The organism is Kosakonia beeri (genome assembly GCF_054165705.1).
The window spans coordinates 4,269,516-4,290,055 of the sequence record NZ_CM135106.1 but is presented as its reverse complement, the minus strand read 5'-3'; the positions used below and the strand labels follow the sequence as shown (position 1 = coordinate 4,290,055).

The 20,540-nt window shown below is 56.6% G+C and carries 14 protein-coding genes; 9 read left to right on the top strand and 5 right to left on the bottom strand.

The features are described from left to right. Positions 1-120: 120 nt before the first annotated feature. From ACUY4S_RS20265 to ACUY4S_RS20245, 5 genes are read right to left on the bottom strand one after another with little or no spacing between them, the layout of a single operon-like run. Complete coding sequence (locus ACUY4S_RS20265) at positions 121-1,443, bottom strand: ABC transporter substrate-binding protein (protein WP_458021711.1); 1,323 nt, start codon at positions 1,441-1,443, stop codon at positions 121-123. Further along, a complete protein-coding gene (locus tag ACUY4S_RS20260) occupies positions 1,436-2,509 on the bottom strand; it encodes an ABC transporter ATP-binding protein (protein WP_312686942.1) in 1,074 nt (357 codons plus the stop codon). Before ACUY4S_RS20260 ends, ACUY4S_RS20265 begins: the two co-directional genes overlap by 8 nt. Before the next feature lie 4 nt (positions 2,510-2,513). Further along, positions 2,514-3,335, bottom strand: a complete 822-nt coding sequence (gpdQ, locus tag ACUY4S_RS20255; RefSeq protein WP_458021710.1) for a glycerophosphodiester phosphodiesterase GpdQ — start codon at positions 3,333-3,335, stop codon at positions 2,514-2,516. Between the two features lie 11 nt (positions 3,336-3,346). Next, a complete protein-coding gene (locus tag ACUY4S_RS20250) occupies positions 3,347-4,234 on the bottom strand; it encodes a carbohydrate ABC transporter permease (RefSeq protein ID WP_312686944.1) in 888 nt (295 codons plus the stop codon). After that, the gene (locus tag ACUY4S_RS20245; RefSeq protein ID WP_458021709.1) at positions 4,224-5,096 is read right to left on the bottom strand and encodes a carbohydrate ABC transporter permease; all 873 of its coding nucleotides are present in this window, start codon (positions 5,094-5,096) and stop codon (positions 4,224-4,226) included. The genes ACUY4S_RS20250 and ACUY4S_RS20245 overlap by 11 nt, the downstream gene beginning before the upstream one ends. 407 nt (positions 5,097-5,503) lie before the next feature. Here ACUY4S_RS20245 and ACUY4S_RS20240 point away from each other — a divergent pair, with 407 nt between their 5' ends. From ACUY4S_RS20240 to ACUY4S_RS20200, 9 genes are all read left to right on the top strand, one after another. Further along, a complete protein-coding gene (locus ACUY4S_RS20240; RefSeq protein ID WP_458021708.1) occupies positions 5,504-6,805 on the top strand; it encodes a VWA domain-containing protein in 1,302 nt (433 codons plus the stop codon). Between the two features lie 262 nt (positions 6,806-7,067). After that, entirely contained in the window at positions 7,068-8,480 is a 1,413-nt protein-coding gene (locus ACUY4S_RS20235; protein WP_458024233.1) for an SrfA family protein, read from the top strand. After that, complete coding sequence (locus ACUY4S_RS20230) at positions 8,480-11,482, top strand: virulence factor SrfB (RefSeq protein WP_312686946.1); 3,003 nt, start codon at positions 8,480-8,482, stop codon at positions 11,480-11,482. Before ACUY4S_RS20235 ends, ACUY4S_RS20230 begins: the two co-directional genes overlap by 1 nt. After that, positions 11,482-14,148 (top strand): putative virulence factor, encoded by a 2,667-nt coding sequence (locus ACUY4S_RS20225; RefSeq protein WP_458021707.1) that lies wholly within the window; start codon positions 11,482-11,484, stop codon positions 14,146-14,148. Before ACUY4S_RS20230 ends, ACUY4S_RS20225 begins: the two co-directional genes overlap by 1 nt. Positions 14,149-14,154: 6 nt before the next feature. Further along, positions 14,155-15,138: a hypothetical protein gene (locus ACUY4S_RS20220; RefSeq protein WP_458021706.1), complete on the top strand. Its 984-nt coding sequence runs from the start codon at positions 14,155-14,157 to the stop codon at positions 15,136-15,138. Positions 15,139-15,147: 9 nt separating this feature from the next. Further along, complete coding sequence (locus ACUY4S_RS20215) at positions 15,148-17,109, top strand: vWA domain-containing protein (RefSeq protein WP_458021705.1); 1,962 nt, start codon at positions 15,148-15,150, stop codon at positions 17,107-17,109. Beyond that, on the top strand, positions 17,109-17,801 hold the full coding sequence (locus tag ACUY4S_RS20210; RefSeq protein ID WP_312686954.1) for an ABC transporter ATP-binding protein: 693 nt from the start codon (positions 17,109-17,111) through the stop codon (positions 17,799-17,801). The genes ACUY4S_RS20215 and ACUY4S_RS20210 overlap by 1 nt, the downstream gene beginning before the upstream one ends. Next, positions 17,782-19,011, top strand: a complete 1,230-nt coding sequence (locus ACUY4S_RS20205) for an ABC transporter permease (protein ID WP_458021704.1) — start codon at positions 17,782-17,784, stop codon at positions 19,009-19,011. The genes ACUY4S_RS20210 and ACUY4S_RS20205 overlap by 20 nt, the downstream gene beginning before the upstream one ends. Beyond that, positions 19,001-20,539 (top strand): SUMF1/EgtB/PvdO family nonheme iron enzyme, encoded by a 1,539-nt coding sequence (locus tag ACUY4S_RS20200; RefSeq protein WP_458021703.1) that lies wholly within the window; start codon positions 19,001-19,003, stop codon positions 20,537-20,539. The genes ACUY4S_RS20205 and ACUY4S_RS20200 overlap by 11 nt, the downstream gene beginning before the upstream one ends. Position 20,540 lies beyond the last annotated feature (1 nt).

The following is a 20,540-nucleotide window of genomic DNA, read 5'->3' as shown; positions in this document are numbered from 1 at the left end:
GATTTTATACCCGCATTAAAAGTAAGGCCCCCATAGCTGTGTTCGGATGAGTCCGAAAATGAGACAGCTTATATTCTGACTTAACGCAACTCACCCCGCATCCCTGCGGGGCAGAAGGGGTTATTTCACGGACTGCAGCGCCGTTTTTTCGACGTACGGCTTCATCAGCGTATCGGCTTCTTTCTGCGCGGCTTCGGCGGCGGCTTGCGGGCTGACTTTCTCGTCATTCACCACTGCGGCTAACTGGTTTTCCATCGCTTTACGTACCGCTACCGTTTCCCAGGTCGAATACCACGGGTGCGCATATTGCAATTGCTCCATTGCGATGGCAGCGCGTGGATCCTGCTGCAGATAGGCCTTCATCTCCGGCGTATCGTAGGCGGCTTTGCGTGGCGAGAAGTAACCGGTAAAGCGGCTCCACGATCCGTTGACGTCCGGGCTGACGAGGTAGGTCAGAAACTGATACGCTGCTTTTTTCTGCGCATCGGAAATGCCCTTAAAGCTCACCAGACTGGCTCCGCCAATCGGCACGGCGCGCTGCGCCTGGGCGGGCATCATCGCCACGCCCAGCTCAAAATCTTTGGTGTTTTCACGCATAAACCCGAGCGCGCCCGTACTCAGCATTGCCATCCCCAACTTGCCGGAGAAGAACGCGGCGCTGATCTGTTTGGAGTTCAGTACGCCGGAGGGCATCACTTTATCTTTGTAGATCATGTCCTGCCAGAAACGCAGTGCGCCGATGGTAGTGGGCGCGTTGTAATAGACTTCGCCAGGGTAGTTCTCGTTGAAGTAGTTGCCACCGTTGGCGCGCACCAGTGAAGAGAAGATCCAGCCGCCGTAATCGTCGTTAGTGGAAGGCAGCATAATACCCCACTGTCCTTTGCTCTGGTCGGTCAGTTTTTTTGCGTCCTCAAGCAGTTCTTTCCAGTTCTGCGGTGGCTGTTTAATGCCCGCCTGATCGAACAGGGTTTTGTTGTAGTACAGAATAGGCGTGGAGTTATGGAATGGAATGGCGTAGGTCACGCCCATCACCTGCGCATTTTTGTGCATTGCTGGCCAGAAATCGTTTTGCAGGAAATCTCCCGCTTTTTTGTCGCCATATTTAAACAGCTCATCCATCGGCAGGATTTCATCTTTTAACGCCAGATCGGTGGTGAAGTTGGCCGACATGATCACCAGTGCAGGCGGCTGGCCTGCTTTCTGTGCGGACTCCGCTTTCATCTTGGTGGTATCGTAATTGCCGGTAAAAATCCCGCGCACCTCCACCTCTTTTTGCGAGTCGTTAAACGCCTTAATAACGCGCGTCATCTCCATGGTCAGTTTGCCGTCCACCGGCGCGGGAAACATAAAATCGATTTTCTCCTGCGCCAGCGCTGTACCGCTTATCGCAAGGGTGATGCTGTAAGTAAGCACTCGCAACGTCTTTGTCAGAGGCTTAGGCATGGTCTTTCTCCTGGAGTAAGTTAAGGCGCGTTTGCACGCTAAAAAGGTGACAATCAAGGGGTGAAAAACCGACACTGAGAGTGTCCCCTTTGTTGGGAACATCGCCCCGGTGGCGGCGGATATAACGCAGGGGGCCGACGGGCGTGCTGAGGTGAAGCTGGTAGTCGGCCCCCATCAATTCGCGCTGGGTGACGGTCGCGGGCAGCACCAACTGGTCAGCGTGTGGCGAGTCGGTAATGTGTTCCGGACGGATACCCAGCCAGACGGTGTTTTCGTGGCGTGCATGCGCAGGCAGCGGCAGGCGATTTTCGCCCAACAGCACGTTGCCCTCATCACATGGCAGCGAAAGCAGGTTCATAGCCGGGGATCCAATAAACCCGGCAACAAAGAGGTTCGCCGGGTGGGCATACAGGTACTCCGGGCGGCCAACCTGCTGCACATGGCCGCCATTCATCACTACGATGCGGTCAGCCATCGACATTGCTTCGGTCTGATCGTGCGTTACGTAAATGGTGCTGGTCTTGAGCTGCTGGTGCATCGCCATAATGCTGTCACGCACTTCGGTGCGCAGGCGGGCATCCAGATTGGAGAGTGGCTCATCCATCAAAAACAGCGACGGATTTCGCACAATGGCGCGCGCCATGGCCACGCGCTGACGCTGGCCGCCGGACAGTTTCGCCGGTTTGCGATCCAGCAATGTGTCGAGCTGGAGCATCTGCGCAACCCGTGCCATCCGGGGCTGCCAGCTGGCTTTCTCCTCGTTGCGGATCTTCATGCCGAACGTGATGTTGTCGCGCACGGACAGGTGCGGAAATAGGGCATAATTCTGGAAGATCATCGCAAAGTTGCGATCGCGCGGGGAACGGAAGGTTATCTCTTCTTCGCCCAGCCAGATTGCGCCCTCGCTGACGTTCTCCAGCCCGGCAATCAGACGCAGCAGAGTACTTTTACCGCAGCCGGAGGGGCCAACCAGCACCACGAACTCCCCGTCGTGAATATCCAGCGACAGGGCACTGAGCGCAGCTTTTCCGTCAAACTGTTTACTGATGTTTTGCAGTCTTAACATGGGATTAGCGCTCTACCGGGCAACTGACGCGCTCGTTATACAGCCACGGCCCGGCATAGTGCGACAATGGATGCAGGTAGCTGACCCACTGTTCTCCCACCTGGCGGTGCATCAGGCATGACGGCGGCGACATGTCGTAGTACGGGCGCGTATCTTCATGGCAGTACGGCACCTGGTGCACCGTTGCCGGGATAGTGGCGATAGTGGCCTGGCGATACTGTGTCATGGTCAGGCTATGGTTATGTCCGCAGAAAATACGCGTCAGCGCCGGGAAGCGGTCGATCAGCGCCAGCAACTGATGGCCGTTTTCGCAGGCGATACGATCCATTTGCGCGTTACCCAGCGGCAGGGGCGGGTGGTGCATAAACACGGCGGTGGGCTGGTCGCCGCCCGCGATTAACTGCGCCTCCAGCCAGTTCAGCGTCTCGCTGGTCAGCCAGCCCTTAGACTCACCGGCCAGGCTGGAGTCGATAAACAGCAGGCGCGTGGCAAAATCGTCAATCGCATAACGCATGTTGTGGGGATCGTTGCCCAGTTGCGGGCAGAGCGGGTGCAGATATTCAAGAAAGTGCGCTTTGTCATCGTGGTTGCCCGGTATCACAAACAGTGGGTAATCCAGACTGCCCAGGACCTGGCGCGCCACGCGGTACTCCTCCGGACGGCCGCAGTTAACAATATCGCCGCTGACGACCACGGCATCCGGGCGCTCACGCAGAGCGTTAAGCTGGCACACCACGTCGGCATTCCCGGCGTTGACGTCAATAAAGCCATACAACTTCTCATTCTGGCTGCGAAAATGGGTATCGGAAATCTGCGCTAAAAACATCACTCAACTCCTTATTTAATGCCGGAGAAGCCAAAGCTTCGGAGAAATTGCTTCTGGAAAGCGATAAACGCGACCATCAACGGCAGGCAGACCATCAGCGTCCCGGCGCTGATCATCCCCCACTGACCGCCGGATTCGGCACCCATCGCAAAAGAGACCAGCCCAACCGTCAGTACTTGTTTGTCCGGATCGTTGAGCATCATTAGCGGCCATAAATATTCGTTCCAGTGGTAGGTAATGCTGACGGTGGCAAAAGCCAGCACCGACGGCCATGACATGGGCAACATCACGCGGAACAGCACCTGCCACCAGCGGCAACCCTCCATAAGCGCGGCTTCTTCGATCTCTTTCGGGATGGCGAGAAACGCCTGGCGCATCAGAAACACACCAAATGCCGAGGTGAAATAGGGCATCATCACGCCCGTCAGGGTATTGAGCAGGCCGAAGGTTTTCAGCGTCAGCATGTTAGGGATCATCATCACTACCGGCATGATCATCAGTTGCACCAGAAACAGGACGAACAACGTTTGCTTGCCGCGAAATTCATGGCAGGCGAAGACATAGCCTGCAGTTGTGATAGTGAACAACTGCACAAAGAAGGTGCCGAAGGCGAAAATGAGCGTATTGGCATACAGGCTGAGCCAGTTTGCGCTCTGCCAGGCATCGCGGAAGTTATCCAGCGTTAACGGGAAGCGCGGCAGGATTGACGCCATCCCTTCGCCAAAGGTCGTGGCGCTGAAAGCAGACGAAAGCATCCAGATAAACGGGCTGACCCACAGCAGGGCCAGGCATGCCATCAGTACGGCCAGTGTCACGGGGCGCGCGTGACGCAGGCGCAGCCACAACGGGCGCGGCACGGCGGAGGCACGGTTGATGGCAGGCGTGATCTCAACGCTCATAATGCGCTCCTCTTTCAAGCAGTTTCAGGTTCACCAGCGAAAAGACAAACAACCCTACCAGCGTCAGGAAGGTGGCCGCCGAGGCTTTGCCCAGATCGTGGGTGTCCCACGCCAGATTCTGGATGTAGTAAAGCAACACGGTGGTGGCGTTATCCGGCCCGCCGCGTGTCATCACTGCGACGTGGTCAATCTGGGTAATGGAGTAAATAAGCGCGGTCGTCACTACAAAGCTGAGGGTCGGGCGCAGCAGTGGCAAAGTAACAGTGAAGAACACTTGGGTGGCGGTGGCTCCTTCCATCACCGCCGCTTCGCGGGTGGACGCCGGAATACTCTGTAACCCGGCCAGGAAGAACAACATGTAGTAACCGGCAAACTTCCAGACGCCAATCAGCGCCAGCGCAAACAGGGCGCTGTTGCTGCGCCCGAGCCAGTTGTTATTCATCGGGCCGAAAAGTTGTGCCAGGTAGTGATCGAGCATGCCAAGGCCAGGCATAAAGATAAACAGCCACAGTGCGGCGGCGCTGACCATTGGGATGATCATCGGGAAGAAAAAGGCGGTACGCAGCCAGCGGTTAATGCGGTGGTTTTCCCATAACGCGACGGCCAGCAGTAGCGCCAGCGTAACGCCAGGGATCACCGTCAGCAGAATGTAGAGAAAGTTATTGCCTAACGATTGCCAGAATACGGCATCGTCCAGCAGGCGGGCGAAATTACCCAACCCAACATAGGGGGCATTGTTGCTGGCCATGCGGGTATCGAACAGGCTGTCGTACACCGAGCGCAACAGCGGAAACCAGGTGAACAGCCCCAGGAACAACAGCGACGGCGACAGGATCAGCCACGGAAGCCAGTATTTTCTCATAAGCCTTGCAACGCGAATTTACGGGGTTGGAAAGCCAGAGAGTCTGTGAAAGTTATGCTGCAAAAGCATGGCGTAAAGGTGACTTTTTAATGAACAGGTGTTCATCGTGGTAGGGCTGGGCGCGTGCCCGTCTGGCTACCGCAAACCGGAAAGCAAACAGGTTAAAACCGTCGCTCTCAGCATGAAGGGTTATTTTTTTTCGGGCGCTGACTTTAAGGTAAATCGCATTACAGAAAAATGAGGATATATTCTACAGATTATTTCGCGCAGGCAATTTTATTCCCGCCATATTTAGTAGTTTTCGCCTGGCTGTATTGATTTTATCTTTCGCGACGATAATGTCGTAGGCTCGATTATTTGTTTTCACTTTTTCTGTGAAGATTTTGCACGGATTGCGGTTTATTCGAATGATAAGAATTACACGAACAACTGAGCAAACTTTACAGATCCAGCAGACATTAAATAATTACCCCCTTCTGGCTGATTTACTCCGGCAATATTTGCCTTCCGGCGCACCGCCCCTTTTTGCCCAGCCTGTTATTGCCAGCGATGGCGCTGTCGAATGGTACAGCGAAATTAATGGAAAGCCGACGCCCTTTCAGGCGTTATCTGATAATGAACAGGCGCGGGTTCATACGCTTTTAAGCCAGAAGCTGGCCGCCATTACACAGCTGCATCAGCAATTATTACAGACCGGCACCCTCGACGAGAACAGCCTTGGCATTGTGGCGATAGCCGCCAGGCAGCCAGATCCCTCAGCCGTGTGGGTCATCGACGGTCAACCGGTGATCACCTGGTGGCCCGCAACGCAGACACCGGTTGCTGCGCCCGTGGTACCGCCAAAACGTCTGCTGTGGCCGTGGTTATTGCTGGTGCTGGCGCTTCTGCTTTTGCTGGCGTTGTTGCTGTTACGCGGCTGCCGTGACGTTGCTGAACCGGTCAAACCCCCGGTCGAAAGCGCCGTGGCGGTTAAACCGCCTGCCGACGCCGTCACGCCGGTTGCGCCCGTCAAACCTGACACACCGGTGACGCCAGCCAAACCCGAGACACCGCCAGCGCCGGTGAAAGCGCTCTGCCCGGCGCAGCGCAAGCAATCGCAAGCGCCTGAAGTCGTAATAGTTCTTGATGCGACTGGCTCCATGGAAGTGAGCATGGAAGCGACCCCGCAAGAGATTGAACGCTGGGCGCAGGATCGCAGCAGCAGGGATATTTTCCGCGAGCCGCAACGTATCACGCTGGCCCGCACATCCGCCCGGCAAATCATCGACAGATTGCCGAAAGATATGGGTATCAGTCTGGTGGTTGCCTCGGACTGCCAGCGAGTGACATCCTCCAGCCCGTTTTCATTTTCTCAGCGCGAGGCGCTGAAAAAGCAGATCAGCAGCATCCAGCCTGATGGCAAAACCGCGCTGGCGAAGGCGCTGCAACTGGCGGGCAAACGCGTGGATGGGGTGAATCGCGACGCGATAATTTTATTGATCACCGACGGGGACGAAACCTGCGGCGGTGATCCTTGCGCCGTCGCGCAGCAGCTAAAACGCAGCAAACCCCGTCTGCAAATTAATGTGGTGGATATTATGAACACCGGAGCCGGAAATTGTATCGCCAGTGCCACCGGCGGCAAGGTTTATGCGGCCAATACAGCCAAAGATTTTAGCGCAGTGGTGAATAAAGCAATGCAGGAGTATATCCCGGAGCATTGCGAATAATTGCAGAGGTGCTTTTTCGTTAACCTGTAAATAGTTTCAGGGTGAGATAGTCTCTTTCTTAGGTGATTTTTTTTATGAAAGACAGAGTCGTAAAAAATTTAATTTATGGCTAAACCTTCATATCAGCGTGCCGATAAGAAGTGAGAGAGAGTCTGGCAAAAAAACATCCCCTGAAAATAGCCGCACAGGTCGTGCAGCTACCAGCTCTTGATAAAAATAAAGCACCTCTTTACTCGTTATTAATTAGCAAGGGCATGCAAACGTGAAAGAAATGTTTTTGTGTAGTGACAGGCTGGACAAATACCAGTCGATGGGTGAAAACGGCCAGGCTGTTCATTTGTCTGCCCTGCAGCTGCGCGAAACATTGCGCCTGCGCCGTTATGCCGATGTGGCCGATACCCTTGCCATTCCCCAAATCAACGAACATGGCGATCGCATTGACTGGTATGCCCCCTTCGCGGGCGATGTTGTACCGTGGTCAGCAGCGACAGAGAGCGAGCGCCAGGCGGCGCTCAGCCAGCTGGAAATGAACCAGCACGCCCTGCGCAAATTCAGTGACGAATTACGTCAGCACGATAAACCAGAACAGCGCCTGTTCGGGCAACTCCTCGAAAAAGCGTTGCAGTTTCCGGATAACCAGCATGTCTGGCTCGTTGGCGGCAAGCCGGTGATCAGTTTCTGGGGATTCGTCAATGCCCGTCACCAGGCCCGTCTCGATCCACTGGATTGCCTGCGTCCGGCCGTCTCTGCTGCCCCGTCAGCCGTCGCGCAACCCGCTGTTGAACCCGTGACAACGCCTGTCGCTCCGCAACCGATCCGGCGCGGCTGGTGGTGGCGTATTCCTGGCTGGCTGCGCTGGCTGCTGCCGTTACTTCTGCTGTTATTACTGGTGTTGTTCTTTTTACGCAGCTGTGTGCCAGGTGTACATATTCCCGGTATCAGCCCGTCGCTGCCGACACTGCCGGATGCACACATCACACCTGACCCGGCACATCAGACAGACAACGTCACGCTGCACCCGGCGGGGGAGAACGGTGTTGCTCTTTCTGGTGAGCCTGTTGCTCATGCACCCGTGGCCGCTGTTGATGGGGCACCTGCTGATGCCGATGCCGGTGCCGCGCTGCCCACTGTTGACGACAGCACGGGGGGCCAGGGAGAGGGGACATTTCCGGCAACAACGGATGATGCCGCCACCGAACCCGCTACTGCGCCAGAGGCCGCTCCCGTTGATCCCGCAATGGCACCCGCCGTTGATCCTGCAACGCCCGGCGATGCGCCCTCTGCCAGCGGAAAAACGCCACTCATGCTCCCTCCTGAAGCGCTTGCGCAAGGCAATACGACGTTTCTCAACGGGCGCTGGCATGCCGGCGCCGGCATCCAGGATCAGCGCACCGGCAAGCCGCTGAGTCTCAACTACCAGATTAAAGATGGCAAAGGCGAAGTGCAGATGACGCGCGGCGACGGCGTCTCCTGTCGCGGTGAGGTGAATGCCGCCATTCAGGCCGGGCAACTGGTGCTGAACAACGCAGGTGAGGCGCAGTGCTCAGACGGTTCTGCCTACCGTATGCCGGAAGTGCTGTGCGCGCCAGGCGCGAAGAGCATTGCAGACTGCAAAGGGCGTTATGACGCCAGTACCCTTTTCCCCATTTCGATGAAGCAGGAGGCAGGTAACTAATGCTGGCCGAACCCACTGATTTTAAAAAACAAGTAAAGCTCATTCGCGACAGCGGGATCCAGTTTCTTGATTTCGCCTTCTCTTTACCCGCACGCAAAGCGTATGGCGAGTTTCTCCGTCAGCCCGGTGATGCGGCAGTATTGCGCTTAATTTATAACGAACGGGAAGACAAGTTCCGCATTCCCGCGCCCGATAATGAAGCCGCGCGCTACGCCGAGGCGGAGTATTCTCTGGCGATCGAAGAGTCGCTGCGCCTGTACGAAGGCGTCTGGTTGCCGCTGCCCTTTTTCCGTTTTAATCCACCGCGCGCCTTTGCGCAGGGGCCGACCAACTGGTCGCGCGTGCAGTTTCATGCGCTGGACGAACCAGACGAGAAAGGGAACACCTGGCGTGCAATCCTGATTTTTGATACCAAAATCTTCCCCGATCGTGAACACACGCAATACCTTGCGCCAGGCGAGGATGACGTCCGGGCCGGGTCTGGCTTTGCGCTGGCGAGGCACAATCATGAAATGGGAACCTTCCTTGAATTGCCGTGGGTTGAAGAGTGGCTACGCGATGTTTACACCACCCAGGCGACGTCGCGCCTGCGCCAGCATTACGAAGATAACGAAGAGAAACTGGCGCTGAAAGAGCACCAGGCGCACTACCTGAACCTGCTGAGTGCGTTAAGCGACTATATGACGATGCCGGAAGTGCAGGTCAACGATGTCAAAATTCGCGATACCGCCATTCCGGTCGATCTGGTGCTGGATATTGGTAACTCGCGCAGCTGCGGCATCCTGATTGAAGAACATCGCGATGATAACAAAGGGTTATCGCAGCTTTATCAGTTGCAGTTACGCGATCTCAGCCATCCGCAGAATGTTTATAACGAGCCTTTTGATAGCCGACTTGAGTTCGCGCAGGCGGAATTTGGCAAACAGGATTTCTCGCTGAAAAGCGGGCGTAGCGATGCGTTTACCTGGCCAACCATTGGTCGCGTGGGGGAAGAGGCGTTTCGCATGGCGGCCCGCCGCCTGGGAACGGAAGGATCCACCGGGATCTCCAGCCCCAAACGCTACTTGTGGGATGATCAACCTTATTCGCCGGGTTGGCGTTTCAGCCAGGCATTTGTCAAATCAGAACGTGAACCGTTGGCGACCGCCGCGCCGCTGCTTTACATGCTCAACGATCAGGGTAAGTTGTTGATCCGCCTGTCTGAAGATGAGCGGATGCCCGTGTTCTCGCCGATTTACAGCCGCAGCTCACTGATGACGATGATGCTGGCCGAGGTGCTTAGCCAGGCGCTGATGCAGATCAACAGCCCGGCACAGCGTTTGAAAATGAACCACGCCAGCACGCCGCGGCGGCTTCGCAACATCATCATGACGGTACCGCCCGCCATGCCCAAACCCGAGCGCTCAATCTTTGAAGAGAGCATGCGCGACGCCATTCGTCTGGTGTGGAAATCACTGGGTTGGGAAGACATTGACTACAGCGGCGATGACGACAGCGCCCTGAAGTATCCGCACCCTGGCGTCCACGTCAAATGGGATGAAGCCACCTGTGGGCAACTGGTCTATTTGTACAACGAAACGCAAACCTGTTTTGGTGGCCGTACCGACGAGTTTTTCGCCGCAACCCGACGCCCGGACAACCAGCCGTCCGAAGGCGACAAACGCAGCCTGAAAGTGGCCTCTATTGATATTGGCGGCGGCACCACCGATCTGGTTATTTCGCGTTATACGCTCGACGACGGTAAAGGCGTTAACGTGCGTATTGAGCCGCAACAGCTGTTCCGTGAAGGCTTTAAAGTGGCGGGGGACGACATCCTGCTGGATGTGATTCAGCTTTACCTGCAACCGGCGGTGAAAGCCGCGATGATCAATGCCGGGCACAGTGAAGGGTCGGCAGAATCGATGATGTCGCAGCTTTTCGGCAGTGAAGCGATCGACGCCGGTAAACAGGTCTTGCGCCAGCAACTGACACTGCAAGTCTTCGCGCCGCTGGCCCTGGCGATCCTGCATCGCTATGAAGAGTATGAACCGCATACCGGGCGTCAGCTGCTCAACGACAGCTTCCGCGCCTTGCTGGCCGACAATGTGCCGACGCAAAAAGTGCAGGACTATATCAATGATGTCGTGCGCGCCGGGCAATCCGCTGGCGATGTCCCGTTCTCGATCCTGGATGTGCCGCTGGAAGTGGATCTTTCCCGTTTACACAACGAATTTATTGATCCGCGCAGTGGACGCATGAACATTTGCCATAGCCTGCGCGCGCTGTGCGAAGTGCTGTGGCACTACAACTGCGACGTCCTGCTGCTGACTGGCCGCCCGTCACGCCTGCCGGGTATCCAGGCGCTGATCCGCCAGCTTCAGCCCGTTCCCCCTTCACGCGTATTGCCTTTACACGGTTATGAAACCGGCGGCTGGTACCCGTTCAATAAGAAAGGGCGCATTGACGATCCGAAATCGACGGCGGTGGTTGGCGCGATGCTGTGCCTGCTGGCGGAAAATTCGCGTCTTAATAACTTCTATTTCCGCACGGCGAATTTCAAACCGTACTCGACCATCCGCTACATGGGCATTCTTGACAGTAACAACGTCATCAAGGACAGCAACGTGGTCTGGCGCGATATCAACCTGGATGAAGACGGTTTCCAGCTCAGCCAGGAGCAGGTGCTGGAGGCGCGCGGCGAGTTGCGTATTGGCTTCCGTCAACTGGACAACGAACGCTGGCCTGCCTCGGCACTGTATACCCTGAAAATCACTAAGCCCGCGCTGGCCAGCGAACTGGCTGGCGATGCGGTGATGCATATCCGCCTGATGGCGGAGTCTGGTCGTGCGCGTAGCGGCGAGCCTGCTGTCAGCCCGGAAAAATTCAAACTTGAATCGCTGGAAATGGTGAATGCCCAGCGCAATTACGGGCGCGGCGATGTGACATTCCAATTGAATACGCTGGTCGGCAATGGGTTGGGTGAAACGCATTACTGGCTGGACAGCGGGAGTATTAAAAGCTGATGAGCACCAATAAAACCGAACAGATTATTCAAGGGTGGCAGGGCGTTGAAGCCGGTGCCACTCAGGCTATCGACTGGATTGCTGCAGTACGCCAGGATGCGCCGCGCCTGAACACCGAAGCGGACAATCTGACCCTTAACTTACGCCGCAGCCGCAACAAAGCGCGTCGTCTGGCACACGCCGCTGCCCGGCCAATGACCATTGGTTTCTTTGGGTTGTCGCAGGCCGGAAAATCCTACCTGATATCTGCGCTTGCAGCGGGCGAAAACGGCAAGCTGGAGACGCAGCTTGGCGGGCAGCAACTGGATTTTATCAGCCATATCAACCCACCCGGCGGCGGAAAAGAAGCCACCGGGCTGGTCACGCGCTTTAGCCGCCAGCCTTGCGGCGGTGATGCGCAGTCGCCGGTCACCTTGCAACTGTTCAGTGAATGCGAAATGGGGAAAATCCTCGCCAATGCGTTTATTCACGATTTCGACCAGGAAAAACTGAACTGGCAATTCAGCGAAGGGCAGATCGCCGAATTGCTCAGCACGCTCAACAAGCGCCGTTTGCCACAACGCGTTTCCGGCATTAGCGAAGATGATGTGGTTTCGCTGTGGGATTACACCACTCGCCATGCCGCGCGCAGCCAGGGGCATCTGGCCCTGCGCTACTGGCCGCAGGCTGTTTTGCTGGCACCGTGGTTGTCGCTGGACGATCGTGGTCTGCTGTTCTCAGTATTGTGGGGGCAAATCAGTGAGCTGACCGAAGCCTATATCCGCTTTGCGCGCACATTGCAAAGCCTCGGCGGGGCACGCGAGGTCTGGGCGCCACTCAGCACGCTGGTGCATGAAGAAAACGGCGTGCTGGTGCAGAAAGACAGCATCATGAACGTTGACATGCTGGGGCGTCTCAACCGCGATACGGATAAGCGTGTCGACGTGCGTCCGGTGCAGGCTGGGGTGGCTGGCGCGGCGGTGAGCATTTCGCTGGCCGAGCTGACGGCGCTCACCGTTGAGTTGAATATTCCGCTGCTGGCCGCCACGCGTGAGCAACTGTTTGAAGAGGTCGACTTACTCGATTTTCCGGGTTATCGCGGGCGTATGAGCATTCAATCCATGGCCGACAGCCGCCGGGCCGATCCTGGCGACAGTGATAACCCGCTGGCGCAACTGATCCTGCGCGGCAAAGTGGCCTATCTGTTCGAACGCTACACCGATAACCAGGAGATGAACGTGCTGGTGGTGTGTACCGCGTCGAATAAGCAGTCCGACGTGAAAGAGGTGAGCGGCGTCCTGAGTGAATGGATCAAACACACTCAGGGGAACGATGCAGCAGCGCGCAGCCGCCGTTTGCCGGGCCTGGTATGGGCCTTAACCATGTTTGATATTCGTATCACGCAGAATTTAAACCTCGATGAAGCCCTGCTCCGTCAGTCATGGGGGCTGGGCGGCATGATCAAAATGGCAATTACCGAACGTTTCGGCCATTGCGAGTGGCTGCAAGAGTGGCAGCCTGGGCAGGCGTTTAATAACACCTTCCTGGTGCGTAAACCCCGCCAGCCAACGCCGTTTATTCGTATAAGCGGTGGGGATGAAGCCGCGTTTGATGAAGAGTGCACGCCGCAACTTGAACTGATGCGCAAAACCTTCCTGGAAGATGAGGCGATAGCCCGTTATATCGCACAGCCGGAAGAGGCCTGGCGCGCCATGATGAGCCTCAATGATGGCGGTATGCGTCGGATGGCCGACTATCTTGGACGTGCTGCCCGCCCTGAAGTGAAGCTGGAACGTATTGGCGAACAGCTAGAAGAGATACGTGACGAGCTGGCTGGCGGCGGTCTGGGTAAGTGGTATCAGCCGGATGGCGAAGAAGAAGTCGCCAAAAAAGCGCGCATTGCAGATGAGATCCTCAGCACGCTGAAAAAACGCAGCGGTATGCATGGCGAGCTGCTGGCGCAACTGGTGCCTTCACGTCAGGCGCTGCGTGAACTCTATATGCAGCAAACGATAGTCGAAACCACGCATGAGGAGGAACAGGCTTCCTCGCCGTTTGATATTGGCGTTGAAGATGCCTTTATCAGCGATGCGCCTGCTGCCACCACTCACAGCCACGAACGGGCATTTGCCCGACAGGCGTTGCAGCACTGGGTTAACCATTTGCGCAGCCTGCCTGAAGATCCCACCCTGCTCAACTACATCAAGTTACCGCGCCCGGTGATCGAGTCGCTGGTGGATGAACTGATCAGCGGCATCCTGCGTTTGCGGGTGGAAACCGTGCTTGAGTCGACGCTGGCCAATACCGAACAGGCGGGTGTGCGCCGTGAACGGATGGTGGATCGTCAGGTTTCGCGCGTGCTGCATGTGATGGGGGATTTTATCACCTGGCTGGGTTACCAGGCCGTGCCGGAAGCCAAACGGCCAGCACGACCCAATGCCCCGGAGCAGCCGATTTTCTCGCGTCCGGCGCAGTGCAGCACGGTCGCGTGGGCAGAAAATGATCGCCTCGCCCGCCTCACACCGCAGCAGCTTAACTACAGCGTCATTTTTATTGTCGACTGGCTGGTGGGCCTGGAAGAGCTGATCAAAGAGAACGCCGGGCATTCCGCCGGGCGTGAAATTAGCGTGGCGCAGAACGAACAACTGGGCGCGATTATTCACCTTATTAAGACCGGGCAGGAGTAAGCCGTTGTGATTAAACCCGAATTAAAACCACTCCAGCCCGTGTTGCCGGGCCATGCCCGTCTGCTGTTAAAAGCCTGGCAGGGCGAGCTGAACGGCGTGCTGATTTCAGTTCAGCGTAACCAGGACCAGTTGTATCTCGACAATAACGGCCAGTGGGTCAGTGGCGAGGTATTCCTTGCTCTTCCGACTTTAAGCCAGGTCGACGGTAACCCCGAAGTGCAGATTGGCCCGCTGCTGATTGATTCGCTACTGGCGAACCGTCAGGCGGCCTATCGCTTGATTGCCAAAGACGACAGCACACGTGATATGGGCGTGTTAATGATCCCGGACGGGCTTTTAAGCTCGCAGGCCGGGGGCGAAAACCAGTTGCCGGTCAGTGTCCACTCCCTGGCGGAGGCGGCACCCGCGCCGGTGGTTGCCGAGGTGGTTGAAGCGCCTGCGCCGACGCCGGAACCGGTGAACACGCCAGAACCGCCACCTTCTGTTACGCCGAAGAAAAACCTGCTGCCGCTGATCATCGCTGTTGCCCTGCTACTGCTGATTATTGCCGGGGCAGCTGCGTGGTGGTTCCTGCGGGCACCAGCCGAGCCGCCTGCGGCGGCAACGCCTGCACCTGCGGCAACACCGGCACCTGCCGTGCAGGCCAGCGGCCCGTGCAGCGATGGAACAATGAGCAGCCAGAACGATCTCGATTTTGTGAAAGGGTGCCTGCGTAGCCAGCCAAGCGGCGCGCAAGTGCTGAGCATTATTGACAAAGCGAAGACGGCAAAACGTTGTGATATCGCGCAGCGTTTATATGCCTATAAAGCGCAGTCCGGCGATACGCAGATCGCGCTGCGTTATGCCCAGGAATACGACCCGAAAACGGTGACACAGGGCGGTTGCTTTAGTGCCGATCCGCAAACCGCGATCTACTGGTACGAGAGTGTGGTGACTCAGGATCCACAAAATAATGAGGCCAAAGCGCGTTTAGCCGAGCTGAAAAAATAGGATTTCAGAATGAAAAACATGCACGGGTTCTGCGCGGCGTTATGTGCCGCAGCGTTGAGTTTGCCTGCCGTTGCCGCCGATCAAAAACCGCTCCTGCAAGAAGGAAAGCACGCGTTGTACCAGCGCGTGTTGACTTATCCTGGTTGTGAGCTGGCAAGTAAACCGGGTGAGGCAGGCAAAGAGCAGCCTGCTTTTAGCCGCTTTTACGTTTACCAGCGAAGCCAGCAGGCCAATGACGAGTGGCTGGAAGTCGGGCCGGACAGCTTTGGCCACGTGTCGGGCTGGCTGAAATCGGCCTGCACGGTTGAGTGGAAAATGCAGCTGACGCTGGCTTTTACCAACCCGGCGGGACGCAACCCGATGCTGTTTTTCCGTGATAAAACCGACATCGAAAAGATCCTCAATAATGAAAAGCCCGCAGCGGTACTCGATCCTATTCTTAGCAGCCTGAAGAGCCAAAAACCGGTGCCCCAGGTACTGGCACGCGAGCCGGAATATATGGTGGATCAGCAGAAGAACTTTTATTTGCTGCCGGTGCTGGGCTCTGACGATGTCTTTACCGATACCGGTTTTCAGGTGCGTTTGTTGAACGTAGCCTCGGTCAGCGAAAAGGCGAAAGCGGGTAGCGCGGCGAAAGCCAACGCCAGTGATGAGAAAAACATGATGACTGGCTTTACCGCTTCTGTCGTCTTTGTGATCGATTCCACCATCTCGATGGGGCCTTACATCGACCGCACCAAAGAGGCGATCGATAAGGTTTACCAGCGCATTGAAAAGGAAAATCTGCAGGACAAGGTGAAGTTCGGTCTTGTGGCTTACCGCTCCAACGTGAAGGCCGCGCCGGGGCTGGAATATGAGAGCAAAATGTTTGTCGATCCTAACAAGGTGAAAGACGGCAAAGATTTTCTGGCGAAAGTGCATGATTTGAAGCAGGCGACTGTTTCCAGCAGCAAAGTCGATGAAGACGCCTACGGCGGCGTCATGATGGCGCTGGATAAAGTCGACTGGACGCAATTTGGCGCGCGCTATGTGGTGTTAATCACCGATGCGGGGGCACTGGATGGCACCGATAAACTCTCCTCGACCCACCTTGATGCCGCACAAATCCGCCAGGAAGCGGCTTATCGCGGCGTGGCGCTGTATGCCATGCATTTAAAAACCCCGTCCGGTGCGAAGAATCACGCCTCGGCGGAAGCCCAGTACCGTGATTTAACGCTGAACCCCTTTCTGCATAAACCGCTGTACTACCCGATTGATTCCGGTGACGTGAATAACTTTGGCCAGATGGTCGATAGCCTGGCGGATGCGATTACCGGGCAGATCAAGACGGCCTGGAGCGGTGAAGAGACGGCCGGTAGTGCGCTGGGCGCCAGCGCCGATTACGGCAAGAGTAACGCCGCGCCATTGTTAAGTGACGCGGAAAAACTCAGCAAGGCAATGCGCCTGGCGTACCTTGGCGAGAAACAAGGCACGCAAGCGCCACCGGTATTCAAGTCATGGATCAGCGATCGCGATCTGGTTAATCAGAATGTGCCCGCCACGGAAGTGCGCGTTCTGCTGACCAAAAGCGAACTGAGCGACTTGAGCGATGTGCTGAAGAAAATCGTCGATGCCGCTAATGAAGGGATGATCTCGCCGGATGATATGTTTGCCAGCCTGCGCTCGCTGGCTGCCACGATGGGCAACGATCCGACCCAGGCCAAAGGCAAAAGCGCCACCCGCCTTGGCGAAATGGGATTGCTGGGCGAGTACATCGACGGCCTGCCTTATCTCAGTGAAGTACTGAGTCTGGATGAAGAAACATGGAAAAGCTGGGATGGCCTGGAGCAGGAACGGTTTATTCGCCGCCTGAACACCAAGCTTAATTACTACCAGCGCTATAACCAGGATGTGGATCGCTGGATTGCCCTCGCGCCGGACAGCGACCCGCGCGACAACGTCTACCCGGTACCGCTGGAAAACCTCCCCTGATGTTGGTCATCCGGGATCTGTCCATTCAGCGCGGCGGGGAGAGCGGCTATAAGGTGACGCTGCCGGACATGACGCTGGAGAACGGCGACATGGTGGCGCTTACCGGCCCCAGCGGCTGCGGTAAAAGCACGCTGCTTGAAGTAATCGGCGCGATTTTGCGGCCTGATCGGCTGGGCGAATATCGGCTGGGTAACCCTCCGCGCGATATTGCCGGGCCATTACTGGCCGATAATGAGGCGCTACTGGCAGATATCCGCGCCCGCGAACTGGGGTTTGTACTGCAAAATGGCGGCTTATTGCCATGGTTATCGGTGTCGCACAATATCATGCTGGCGCGTCGTCTGGTTGGCATGACGGCGCACTCGGCGTGGCTTGAAAAAGCGATTAGCCAGCTTGGCGTGACGCCACTGCTCAACAAAATGCCTGCGCAGCTCTCTATTGGCGAACGCCAGCGCGTGGCCTTTGTGCGGGCGATTGCGCACCAGCCGCGTTTGCTGCTGGCGGATGAGCCGACCGCGGCGCTGGATCCGGACAATGCTTCGCGCCTGTTTTCATTGATGGTAGAGAGGGTGCGATCGCTGGATATGGCCGCCATTGTTGTCAGCCATGACTGGCAGCGGGTGGCGGATTTTGGGCTGCGCTGTTACCGCGCCACGACCACGGAGGGGCACAGTGTCTTCTCACCCGTCTGATACCGCCTCGCGCGGGTTACTGTTGCAGATGGCGCTGCGCGATCTGATCCACGATCGCAAAGTCGCCCTGTGTATTATTTTTTCGCTGATCGCGGTGATCGCGCCGCTGCTGCTGCTGTTTGGGCTGAAAAATGGCATTGTCAGCCAGTTGCGCCACGATCTGCTGGAGGATCCCCGCACCCGCGAAGTGCGTATGACCGGAAACGGCAGTTACGATCTGCCGTGGCTCGCGCAACTGGCGCAGCGCCCGGAAGTGGGCTTCTCAATTCCTCTGACCCGTTCACTCAATACGCAGGCGGATCTGGTTCGCGATAGCCAGCATTTTGCGGCGGGTGCTGAAGTGATCCCCACCGCGGCCGGCGATCCGCTGCTGGCGGGCGCGATCCTGCCCACCCACGAGGATGACATTGTGCTGAGCGCCAGCGCAGCCAGCCGCCTCAACGTGCAGGCGGGGGACGAAATACGGCTGGTGGTGTCGCGCAAACTGGCGGGCGTTAACCAGCGGGTGAATAAAGTGGTGCGGGTCACCAGCGTGCTGGCAGAGTCCAGGTTCAGCCGGGCCGCGGCGTTTATTTCATTACCGTTGCTGGTTGCGCTGGAAGATTATCGCGATGGCTTTCAGGTTGCTTCGCTGGGTGTGAATGACGGCGAGTTGCCGCGTGAACGCAGTCGTTTCTCTCGCGCCAGAGTCTATGCCCGCACCATTGATGATGTTGCGCCGCTGGCGAACTGGCTGGAGCAGCAGCACATTGAGACCGTCACGCAGTCTGCGCAAATCGAAGCCGTGCGTGCGATTGATCGCGTGCTGGGGGTGATTTTCGCGGTGATTGCGTGGATCTCGGCAACGGGCTGTATTGCTTCGCTGGTTGGGGCGTTTATCGCCAATATCGATCGCAAACGAAAAGATATGGCCGTGCTACGGCTGCTGGGGTTCCGGCGGCATGCGGTAACGATCTTTATCGTCATCCAGGCGTTGTGCCTGACCGGGGTCGCGTTCTGCGCCGGGCTGGTGCTCTATTTCCTCGGCAGCACTGTTTTTAACCACCTTTTGGGGGCGTCATTACCCGATCAGGCTTTTGTCTGCCATCTGGCGCCGATGCATTTTATTACCGCTTTAGTGAGCGTGCTGGTGGTTGCCCTGGGTGTGGCGGCCATTGGCGCGTTGCGCGCATTAAAGATCGATCCTGCGGAGAGTCTACGTGAAATCTAATTGTCTTGCTGGCCTGGTGCTGGCCACGCTCGGGTATGCCTGCACGGCGCAGGCGAGCTGGGATGAAAAATACTGGAACCCCAAACCGTTGCCTGACGATGTGATCCTGCCCCTGCCGTGTGAAGGCGCAATGGCGTTTCGTAAGGTGGCTATTCCGCTGAATAAACCGCTGGAAGATTACAACGTGACGCTGGGCCAGGAGGGCGATGAATGGGGATATCTGGAGCAGTCCCGCCAGGAACATATCGCCGGGAGTTTCGCGGCGGAGGGCAAAGAAAAAGGCCGTTACTACCTGATCGCAAAATATGAGCTAAGCGACTTACAGGCACATGCCATTAATGGCGAATGTGCCGCGCCGGATATGAAAGGTCGGCTGCCGAAAGTCAGCGTCGGTTGGATGGGAGCAATGGAGCTGGCCAACAAATACAACCTTTGGTTACGTAAAGAGAAACCAGAGGCGCTGCCAAAAGATGACGGGCAACCAGGGTTTGTGCGCCTGCCAACGGAAACCGAATGGGAATTTGCCGCCCGTGGCGGGCTTGCTGTCTCGCCGTCGGAATTTCGCGATCAGCGCTTCCCCATGCCAGAAGGGCTAAATGGCTATGTGTGGTTTGCTGGTGCGCAGTCCGCGAACGGCAAATTGCAGCTTAGCGGCTTATTGAAACCCAACCCGCTTGGGCTGTACGACATGTTAGGCAACGCCGCTGAAATGATGTTTGAACCCTTCCGCCTGAATAAGCTGGACCGTCAACACGGTAAAGCGGGCGGCTATGTGGTGCGCGGCGGCAGTTTCTTAACGCCGCAGGGCGATATTCGCACCTCGTTGCGTGGCGAGGAGCCTTACTACGCTGGCAAAGACGAGAATGCCAATAAAACCATTGGCATGCGTTTCGTTCTGGTTTCGCCAACTTTAACATCCCGCGATCGCATTAAAGAAATCGAGAAAGAGTGGCAGTCGCTGGGCAGTGAGAAAAAAAACGCCGCGCAAAAAACACCGACCGATTCGCTGCAAAACCTGAATGCCATTTCTGAAAAAGTGCAGGATGACGGGCTGAAAAAGCAGCTCGAACAACTGCGCAGCGAACTGCGGGCGAATAACCAACTGCGTGATGAACAGCGCGATCAGGCGGTGCGTACCTCGCTGCAATTGGGGGCGTTTCTGTGTACCAAGATGAAAGATGATGGCGAGTTTTATGATCGCCTGACCCAGTTATATGAAAAAACCTGCGCTGCCGGGAGCGCGGTCGATGCGAACTGCTCTCGCCGTCAGGAACAACTGGATCAGCATAAAAAAGCCCTCGATTTTATTACCAGCTACTACGCCGATACGGTGGTGGATATGGGCACCACGTACAGTAAAGAGATCATTGCGCCGCAGATAACGGTCGTGCAGCAGCAACTGGCCGCGCGTGGAAAAACCAATCTGAACGGCTACCTGAATACCTGGTGGGACAATCTTCAAGGGTATTTGAAGAATGGCAAAGTCACGCGTGACGCCTGGCTTGCCGCATGTAAGCAAAATAACTAAA

What these genes read in the sequence shown, in the direction of transcription:
- ACUY4S_RS20265 (WP_458021711.1), bottom strand. Translation starts at nt 1,443, where the DNA reads ATGCCTAAGCCTCTGACAAAGACGTTGCGAGTGCTTACTTACAGCATC.
- ACUY4S_RS20260 (WP_312686942.1), bottom strand. Translation starts at nt 2,509, where the DNA reads ATGTTAAGACTGCAAAACATCAGTAAACAGTTTGACGGAAAAGCTGCG.
- gpdQ (WP_458021710.1), bottom strand. Translation starts at nt 3,335, where the DNA reads ATGTTTTTAGCGCAGATTTCCGATACCCATTTTCGCAGCCAGAATGAG.
- ACUY4S_RS20250 (WP_312686944.1), bottom strand. Translation starts at nt 4,234, where the DNA reads ATGAGCGTTGAGATCACGCCTGCCATCAACCGTGCCTCCGCCGTGCCG.
- ACUY4S_RS20245 (WP_458021709.1), bottom strand. Translation starts at nt 5,096, where the DNA reads ATGAGAAAATACTGGCTTCCGTGGCTGATCCTGTCGCCGTCGCTGTTG.
- ACUY4S_RS20240 (WP_458021708.1), top strand. Translation starts at nt 5,504, where the DNA reads ATGATAAGAATTACACGAACAACTGAGCAAACTTTACAGATCCAGCAG.
- ACUY4S_RS20230 (WP_312686946.1), top strand. Translation starts at nt 8,480, where the DNA reads ATGCTGGCCGAACCCACTGATTTTAAAAAACAAGTAAAGCTCATTCGC.
- ACUY4S_RS20225 (WP_458021707.1), top strand. Translation starts at nt 11,482, where the DNA reads ATGAGCACCAATAAAACCGAACAGATTATTCAAGGGTGGCAGGGCGTT.
- ACUY4S_RS20215 (WP_458021705.1), top strand. Translation starts at nt 15,148, where the DNA reads ATGAAAAACATGCACGGGTTCTGCGCGGCGTTATGTGCCGCAGCGTTG.
- ACUY4S_RS20210 (WP_312686954.1), top strand. Translation starts at nt 17,109, where the DNA reads ATGTTGGTCATCCGGGATCTGTCCATTCAGCGCGGCGGGGAGAGCGGC.